Annotated in this window: 6 protein-coding genes, 1 other RNA gene and 1 pseudogene; 4 read left to right on the top strand and 4 right to left on the bottom strand. The window is 53.6% G+C overall.

Annotation, left to right across the window (positions count from 1 at the left end; genetic code table 11):
* Nucleotides 1-140, top strand: a pseudogene (locus VB712_RS20465) (RNA-guided endonuclease TnpB family protein); the annotation flags it as partial.
* Here the strand turns inward: VB712_RS20465 and VB712_RS10595 are convergent.
* The 3 genes from VB712_RS10595 to VB712_RS10605 form a co-directional block, all read right to left on the bottom strand.
* The gene (locus tag VB712_RS10595; RefSeq protein ID WP_323254532.1) at nt 88-1,986 is read right to left on the bottom strand and encodes a glycosyltransferase family 39 protein; all 1,899 of its coding nucleotides are present in this window, start codon (nt 1,984-1,986) and stop codon (nt 88-90) included. The pseudogene VB712_RS20465 and the gene VB712_RS10595 overlap by 53 nt on opposite strands.
* Nucleotides 1,987-2,165: 179 nt before the next feature.
* Complete coding sequence (locus VB712_RS10600) at nt 2,166-3,467, bottom strand: response regulator (RefSeq protein ID WP_323254533.1); 1,302 nt, start codon at nt 3,465-3,467, stop codon at nt 2,166-2,168.
* Nucleotides 3,468-3,608: 141 nt separating this feature from the next.
* Entirely contained in the window at nt 3,609-6,629 is a 3,021-nt protein-coding gene (locus tag VB712_RS10605) for a GAF domain-containing protein (RefSeq protein ID WP_323254534.1), read from the bottom strand.
* A 127-nt stretch (nt 6,630-6,756) separates the two neighbouring features.
* Here VB712_RS10605 and VB712_RS10610 point away from each other — a divergent pair, with 127 nt between their 5' ends.
* Nucleotides 6,757-6,894, top strand: a complete 138-nt coding sequence (locus VB712_RS10610) for a hypothetical protein (protein WP_323254535.1) — start codon at nt 6,757-6,759, stop codon at nt 6,892-6,894.
* Between the two features lie 51 nt (nt 6,895-6,945).
* Here VB712_RS10610 and VB712_RS10615 read toward each other — a convergent pair whose 3' ends face one another.
* A complete protein-coding gene (locus VB712_RS10615; protein ID WP_323254536.1) occupies nt 6,946-7,662 on the bottom strand; it encodes a glutathione S-transferase family protein in 717 nt (238 codons plus the stop codon).
* Nucleotides 7,663-7,758: 96 nt separating this feature from the next.
* Here VB712_RS10615 and rnpB point away from each other — a divergent pair.
* Nucleotides 7,759-8,198, top strand: an RNA gene (rnpB, locus tag VB712_RS10620) — RNase P RNA component class A.
* Nucleotides 8,199-8,227: 29 nt separating this feature from the next.
* Nucleotides 8,228-8,599: PucC family protein (locus VB712_RS10625; RefSeq protein ID WP_323254537.1), on the top strand; the 372-nt coding region annotated here is incomplete at its 3' end.

An 8,599-nucleotide genomic window follows, 5' to 3' on the forward strand; every position in this document is an offset into this window, starting at 1 on the left:
GGGGATTGAGTACGGTAGGGCATACCGGAACTTTTGCGCGAGACGCAAGCAACGCTTCAGGAGAATCGACCTCTACTTTGGCTGGAGTCATCCTGTCTGAGCAAGTTGGCTCGTTGAGTGAAGAATCGCCGTCGCTTTAGCGCGGGGAGTGTCAAGGGAATTGATCATCCCTTCTCGTTGGACGCGGGTTAATTGATAAGCACCACTTTGGCGCAATACTTGATAATCTTCTGGGGCAAGGCCCAATTCGGCGATCGCCTCCGGATGGGAAATCAACAACAACGTTGCGCCCCCCACCTCCTGCTGTAAGGCTTTCACCGCATGGGGCGCATGGGAGAAAAACTGCACCGGATTTTCCGAGTAAAAGGCCACCGAAGGCTTCATAAACCCGATCATCAACAGTTCCTCCGGCGGATCTTTCACCCGCTTGGCCAGTAATGACAATTCTCGTAGGGGTTGCTGTCGTTCCTGATCAACGATGTTGAGCGTGGGAACGACCACAAAACTGACAAAACAGAAAAATGCGAGGATGTTGACGACAATAATCCAGCGGCGGGTGGGGTTTTTCCACAATAAAAGGAGGGTTACACCTCCGGCAAGCAACCAAATCACGCCGCCAATGACCGGCAAACCAGAAGCCATTAACACCTTGGGGAAGTTGGGAGCGGCGGAATCGGGGCCGAGGATGCGGGGTAAAATCCACCAGACAACACCAGCTACAAGGGCGAGAATGCCATGGGCGGCTCCGGTGAGCCATTCCCCTAAGCTATGATTCCAGCGGCGGGGAGCGGTGGGGGGGAGGGTGAGGGCTTGTGTCCAGAAGAGGGCGATCAGGATCGCTGCTGCGGGTAAGAGGGGGAGGGTATAACTGGGGAGCTTGGTGACGGCGATGGTGAAGAAGAGGAAGATCACCCCAAACCAAAGCAGGGCTAAGATCCCCAAATGGGCGCGTCTCGGTTGAGCTTGCCAGGGCGATCGCCCCCAAAACCGGAGCCGCGCCATGGCCATGGGCAACCCCAAAGACCAGGGGAAAAACCCGACGGCAACGACGAGAAAATAAAAATACCAGGGGCCGCTGTGGTTATTCACCACTTGGGTAAACCGCTCAACGTTGTGGTAGCCAAAAAAACTATCAATATAGGTTTGGCCATGGGCCAAAATCACCAACACATACCAGGGGATCGTGATCACGGCAAAAATCACCGCCCCCGTCCAAACCTTCGCCTCTTGCCAGACGGCTTTCAAGTTGCCCATATAGGCTAAAAAGGCCAGGATTACCAAGCCAGGAATCACCAACCCCACCGGCCCCTTGGCCAACACAGCCCCCGCCATGGCCAGATAACAACTGAGATAGGCAGGGCGGGGCCAAAATCCCGGCTCCAGTTTCCCTTCATCCTCCACATAGCCCCAAAAAAAGCAGAGCAACGCGATCCCCATCCCGGCACAAAGGAGCATATCCGATACGCCAGTACGGGCCCAGACGATGAATTGTAGGTTTAAAGCGAGGATCGCCGCCCCTAGGCCCGCCGCGAGCCACCGTTGCCGCTCACTGAGCCGGGTTTCTTCCCCTTGGGCGACGCGGGGCAGGGCGTAACCGTAGCGGCGGAGGGTGAAAAAGAGCAGCGTGATGAGGGCGATCGCCCCCAAGGCCGACGGCAACCGCACCGCCCATTCATTCACCCCCAAGACCAGATAACCGAAGGCCATCAGCCAATAGACCAAGGGGGGTTTATCAAAGCGAGTGGCCCCGTTGAAATAGGGTGTCACCCAATCGCCGGTTTCCACCATTTGGCGCGAGGCTTCCGCGAATAGGGGTTCGGTTTCGTCAATTAAGCCGATACTGCCCAAATGCCAGAGAAAAGCCATGATGCAAATTAGCCCCAAGGCTAAACCCATCAACACAGCGGTCTGTTGGGGGTGTTTCTCGAACTGCTGCCACCACTGCTGAAGTCGAAGCGGTAGCCCAAATTGTTTGCGCCAAATCATTGGGGTGTTTTGCAAAATGTGGCCATTTTAACGAATTGATGGGGGATCTCCCAATCCTCAAGGTGATCTGTGCAGGGGCGCAAAATCTAATTTTGCGCCCCTACATCACTGACAGCCTGGCACGACCCAACCCAGGGGATGCCAGAGGATCGCGGATCCTGCACGATCTCCAATCCCCCCTAGGTATCTCGGAGCAGATCCGTGGGAATGCCGATTTTAAATGTCGTGCCTACCCCTGGCTCAGAGGTGAAATCGAGGATCCCGTGATGATCTTCGACAATGATTTGATAGCTGGTGGCTAACCCCAAGCCCTGGCCTTGGCCAATGGGTTTGGTGGTGTAGAAGGGGTCAAAGAGGTGCGATCGCACCTCCGGGGCAATGCCGATGCCATTATCACTGATCTCAACCCAGCAATAATCCTCTGCGGCATAGGTTTTGAGCCGAATCGTTAAGCCAGCTTCAGGGTCGGGGCGTTGGCGGAGGGCATCGATGGCATTGTTGAGTAAATGGAGTAACACCTGGTTTAATTTGCGGCCATAGCAGGTGAGGCGGGGGATGGGGTGGTATTCCTTGGTGATGGCGATCCGCACTGGCGTACCCATCGCTGGATCCGTCGTCAGCCGATGCTCCAATAGGCGCAACGTATTATCCAGGGATTCCTGGATGTTCACCTGTTTCACTTCCGACTCATCCAAATGGGCAAAAATCCGCAACGCCAACAGCAGCGATTTCAACCGCTCTGTACCTGTACGCATCGACTGCATCAACTGGGGTAGATCGGTGCGGATAAAATCTAACTCCACCTCGGCTAAAAAATCTTGGAGTTGTGGCGAAGGTTCCGGCAATTCCCCTTCATAGCGGGCAATCACCTCCAGCAAAATCTGTGTATAGTCCAAAGCCGGAGAAAGGTTGCCCGCAATAAACCCGACGGGATTGTTAATTTCATGGGCTAACCCCGCCACCAATTGGGATAGCCCGGCCATTTTTTCCTGTTGGATCATTTGGGCCTGGGTCTTTTTCAATTGGAGCAGGGCGGTTTCTAAATCTTGATTTTTCGCCGTCAGTTGCCGATGCAATTGGGCTAATTCCCAATGATGCTCAACCCGGGCTAAAACCTCCTCCAATACAAAAGGCTTGGTAATATAGTCCGCGCCCCCACTCCCAAAGGCTTTCACCTTATCCTCCACCTCACTTAACGCACTGAGGAAAATCACTGGAATCGGTTTAAAGGCTGGCTCCTGTTTCAAGGCTTCACACACCTGATAACCGTCCATATCCGGCAGGTTAATGTCCAATAGGATTAAATCGGGGGGGAGCGATCGCACCGCTTTTAACGCCATCGTGCCATTAATTGCCTTACGCACCCCGTAGCCCTGGGTTTGGAGCATATCCGACAGGAGCCGGAGGTTTGCGGGGGTGTCATCGACAATTAAGATATCAGCGGTGATGGGTGTTGATTCTACTGAGAGAGAAGAAGGCATCGTCGTTTGGGGGATCACAGCAGTTTTAAAAGAGGTAAGCGGATGATTTTAAAAAATGTCATTATTCACTTTATTCACCCCATCCACATCAGGCCCGTGGATTTTGTCGCAGTCAGGGATTAACTGAGCAGTCGTTCGGGATCAACCATAACCAAAGGGTTGCAACAATTCCAAAATCCGATCAAAGCGGAACTGTACCGTCAACTCCGTTAGATAAAACATCAAACTGGCGCAATCGGCGGGAATTTCATCAATGAGCGTGAAAATCTGGGTGTCATTGCCCTGGAGAGCGGCTTGGTAAAGTTGTTCTTGCCAAGGGGCGGGCATTTGGCTGAGATGGGTGTTGCTCTCCCCTGTGGTGATGGGGAAATCGAACTCGGATTCTGGGGGATATTGTAATTCAGGGGAGGCTTCGATAAAGTTTAAGCCTAAGTAGCTGTGAATTTTTTCCGAGAGTTCGGCTTCCTTAAAGGGTTTGCGGATGAAGTCATCACAACCGGCGGCTAGCACATCCTGGCGGTCTTCTTCAAAGGCGCTGGCGGTGAGGGCGACAATCACCACCCGCTGATCAGGCCGTTGACGACGACGGATTTCCCCTGTGGCGGTGTAGCCATCCATGACGGGCATCCGCATATCCATCCAGATGAAATCCGGTTGCCAGGCTTCCCAGAGGGCGATCGCCTCCTCTCCATTCGTCGCTTCCCGCACTTCCAACCCCCAGCGGCTGAGAATTTGATTCAATAGCAGGCGGTTCGTGGGTTTATCTTCCACGATTAAAAAGCGGTAATGGGGCTGATCCGGGGCAATGCCGACAATATTCATCCCCTCCTCAGGGTAAGAACCCACCACTTCACTAGCCGTTACCGGCACAATCTGGATCGTAAAGGCAAAACAAGCACCGGCCCCCACGGCACTGGTGACGGTAATTTCCCCCCCCATGAGATGAACAAACTTTTGGCTAATCGGTAGCCCCAAGCCGGTACCTTCTTGGGATTGCACCCCGACGCTGGTTTGGCTAAAGGCCTCAAATAATTTGTCCTGCTCGCTGGGATCAATCCCCGGCCCGGTATCCTGCACTTCAAAATGGAGGATATCGGGAGCCAAGGCGGTGACGGTGAGGGTCACTTCCCCCGCTGATGTGAACTTGACGGCATTGTTGAGCAGGTTGATTAACACCTGCCGTAACTTGCCTTCATCGGTATGAATGTATTGGGGGACACGGGGCGATCGCCCCACCCGCAACTGCAAACCCTTTTGCTGGGCTTTAAGCTGAAACATTTGTTCTAGATTCTGCAACAGCCGGTAAAGGTCGAAATTACTTTCCGACAACACCGTCCGCCCCGCTTCAATTTTCGACATTTCCAACACATCGTTAATCAACGTGAGGAGATGTTCCCCCGATTGACGAATGATCTCTAAATATTGCCGTTGCCCCTGCGGTAGGTTGGTTTCCCGATACAACAGTTGGGTAAAGCCGAGAATGGCATTCATCGGCGTGCGCAGTTCATGGCTCATGCTGGCGAGAAATTCACTTTTAGCCCGGTTGGCCGCTTCGGCGGCTTCTTTAGCCCGGGCTAATTCCTGAGCTTGGGCCTGGGTTTGGGCAAACAGTTCCGCCTGCTGCACCGCCACCCCTAATTGAGTGGCAATCTGGGTCATGATCTTGACCTCCACCTCTTCCCATTGGCGGGGGCCACTGTTTTGATAGGCACAGAGCAAGCCCCAAATTTTCTGACTTGTGAAAATAGGCACAATGATATAACTACGGGCTTGGAGTTGTGCGAGAAGTTCGAGATAGCAGGGGGTGAAACCGGCGGTGTAGATATCGGTGACGCTGTGGTAAGTAATGCCTTCGCGGTAGATGGAGCCTTCCGTTTCCTGGAGGTAGGTATCTTCAATCAGGGCTTGATCAGAGCGGCCGACGCAGTTTTCCTGCTCCGTGGCGGGGCGGGTCAGGGGCGGGGTGAGTTCTACCCCCACCACCGGCTGCCAGTCTAAGCCGACGGATTCCGCCACTAATACGCCGCTCCAATCGGGGTTAAAGCGATAGACAAGAAGGCGATCGCATTCAATCACCTGGCGGAGTTCCGCCGTCGTGTCTTCAAAAATGGTCTCTAGATCCAACGTGCGGCGCATCCGGGCCACCACCCGCGCAATGGCCTGCTCCCGCTCTAGGGCTTTACGCAATTGCCGCTCAATGCGTTTCCGTTCCGTAATATCCCGGATAATGCCCACCAAATTGGTTTCCCCACCCTGCCCTTGAAAGGCAATTTTTTTGGTGGAAATGGTGCGGAGTTTCCCCTGGCCATCGGTGAGGGTTTCCTCATTTTCCACCTCGCCGCCCGTGGTAAACACCAAATCATCGTAATGCCAGAATTGATCCGCCTGTTCTCGGGGGATAAAGTCGTGATCGGTTTTGCCTAATAGTTCTGTGGGCGATCGCCCCAACAATTCACAAAAAGCATGATTCACCATCTGCCAACGGTGTTCTTGGTCTTTAACAAATACGGGATCGGCGATCGCATTTAACACCCGTTCGAGAAAATGTTGATTATCCCGCAGGGCTGTTTCTGCCCTAATTTTGTTAAAAATTTCGGCGTGCAGTTCAGTATTAATCGTCATCAGATCATAGGTGCGAGCCGCTACCCTGGCCTCTAAATCCTGCTGTCGTTCCGTCAGGGCCATAAAGTCCCGCGTCCGTTGCAGTTCTGCCGCTGCCCGCTCCACCACCATGGCCATGATCTCCTCCACCTCCGTTGTCACCCTCAACGGTTGACGATGGAGTAAACAAAAATTGCCTAACACCTGGCCCCCATCGTCCAACAGCGGAATGCCCCAATAGCTCACCATGGCCATCGGTTCCAACAGCGCATCATCACGGCAAATCCGTTGGAGGTTATCGGCAATGAATAGCGGCTTCCCGGTGGTGATCACAATGGCACAAGGGCGATGGATCAAATCATAGGTAAAATTCTCTAACCGCTGCCCATCTCCCCACACCGCTAGGGTTTGTAATTGGGGCATCTCTCCGGGGATTAATTCAGCAATTAAGGCATAATCCACCCCTAACGCTTGGGCTATATTTTCCACCAGCGCAGCGAAAAAATCTGCTCCGGTGTGGGAGGCAGTCTGAGTGACAAGACTGCGAAACAAATCATTCATAGTTTGAATGTTCTTATTAAAATAGAGTGCGGGACAGTAGAGAAGCTGGCCCCCTCAGATCAAGCTGTGAAGTGAAAAAAATTTGTGCATCGACCACCAGATTTCAGTTGATGTTTGGGGATACGGGATGAACACAATTGCAAAGTTAGCGCAAATCCTGGCTGCGACGGGTGCAATGGTGCGAATTGCGCCACTGAGGCGATCGCACAGTGAAGTGAAAAGAGGTTTACCTCAAATCGAGGGAAAGAAGAGCAATGATGCTTAACAGTTTAAAAGATTCTGGAGCGTCGCGGCAATCTCAGGGGCAAGGGCGAGGCTAATCCCGCAACGCTTGGGCCGTCGTGCTATTGGTGCTATTGTTCGCATAAGCCCGGTAATCCTCCACATATTGCTGAGGATCATTGCCCCAAGCCTGGACGCTAGCCCGCCCCTTCATTTTTGCCCACCAAACCTGTAACCGGCGACAATCCGCCGGAACCGGGAAATCGCGATAATAGCGCAACGTCTCCCACCGCTCAAACCAGGGATAAAAGGCAATATCCACCAAACTAAACCCCGTCGCTAAACAATAATCCCCCCCATGGTTAAGCACCTCCGTCTCTAAAAAACGGCAATGGTCATGGAGGGTTTGTCGCCATTGGTCTTGCTTGGTCGGGTCTTGAGCCAGGAGTAATTTATAGAAGGCCGGCGTAAACTGATTGTTGGCAAAATCAATCCAAATCCGGGCCACGGCCCGTCCCCCCGCACTCCGGGGCAATAGGGCCGGCTCCGGAAAAGCCTCCTCTAAATATTCATTAATAATCGTCGATTCCCACAGCCGCAGGTGATTCCCATGGGCATAGCCATCAACCTGCTCCTCCACCACCAACACCGGCACTTTCCCATAGGGAGAAATTTCCCCAAAATTGGCCGGCTTGTTGTCCAAATCAATCTCCACCCGGTTAAACGCCAGCCCCTTCTCCGTCAACACCAAACGGGTGCGGTGGGCATAGGGGCAACGGTTGGAACTATAGAGGGTGAGGGTGGGGGTCATCAGGATCAAACCAAGAGAGAATAGAGCTATTCTATCGCGCCGCCTCAGGGGAAAACTCACCCTATCCGCCGGGCCTATGGCACACTTAACAACAGAGAGAGTCGGCGTGATGGTTGCAGGTTGCCCCATTGAGGATAGCTTGAGGAAAGTCCGGACTCCCCAAAGACCAGACTTGCTGGGTAACGCCCAGTGCGCGTGAGCGTGAGGATAGTGCCACAGAAAGATACCGCCTTTTGAAGGCAGAGGGCAGAAGGCAGAAGGCAGAATGATTCATTCATCCTGCTACGCAAGGGCAAAGCCCTTCATCCTTCGTCCTTCATCCTTCAAAGGTAAGGGTGCAAAGGTGCGGTAAGAGCGCACCAGCAACATCGAGAGGTGTTGGCTCGGTAAACCCCGGTCGGGAGCAAGGTCGCAGGGGCAAGGGTTGGTCTTTTGCCCGCCCCGTTTTTGGAGAACCGCTTGAGGGATTTGGTAACAAATCTCCCAGATAGATAACCATCCTCGAACAGAATCCGGCTTATGTCTGGCTCTCTCTTTTTTTCATCTTGGTTGCAAAATTAGACTGATGACTGTTGATACTTCCCTGGATAAATTTACCCCCGCTTTACCCCTACCTACGATCCTCCGCTTGGGTCTTTTTAACCTCGGCCTAGGGTTAATGTCGGTGCTGACCGTTGCGGTACTGAACCGGGTGATGATTACAGAATTGCAAATTCCCGCCTGGGTGACGGCGGGAGCGGTGGCACTCCCTTATCTGGTTTCGCCAGCCCGGGTCTGGTTTGGCCAACTCTCGGATTCCCGCCCCCTCTGGGGCCTGCACCGCACTGGCTATGTGCGTTGTGGGGCGCTGATGGCGGGGATTATCGTTTTCCTGGCGGTGCAAACCGGGTGGCAGTTGGGGGGGGGAGTGGCCCTGGTGGGGGGCTGGTCTTGGAAG

Source organism: Spirulina sp. CCNP1310, from assembly GCF_034932185.1.
In the GTDB taxonomy this organism is placed as follows: Bacteria; Cyanobacteriota; Cyanobacteriia; order Cyanobacteriales; family Spirulinaceae; genus Spirulina.

Excerpts from the sequence above, each read along its gene's own strand:
- VB712_RS10595 (WP_323254532.1), bottom strand. The coding sequence starts at position 1,986 with ATGATTTGGCGCAAACAATTTGGGCTACCGCTTCGACTTCAGCAGTGG.
- VB712_RS10600 (WP_323254533.1), bottom strand. The coding sequence starts at position 3,467 with ATGCCTTCTTCTCTCTCAGTAGAATCAACACCCATCACCGCTGATATC.
- VB712_RS10605 (WP_323254534.1), bottom strand. The coding sequence starts at position 6,629 with ATGAATGATTTGTTTCGCAGTCTTGTCACTCAGACTGCCTCCCACACC.
- VB712_RS10610 (WP_323254535.1), top strand. The coding sequence starts at position 6,757 with ATGAACACAATTGCAAAGTTAGCGCAAATCCTGGCTGCGACGGGTGCA.
- VB712_RS10615 (WP_323254536.1), bottom strand. The coding sequence starts at position 7,662 with ATGACCCCCACCCTCACCCTCTATAGTTCCAACCGTTGCCCCTATGCC.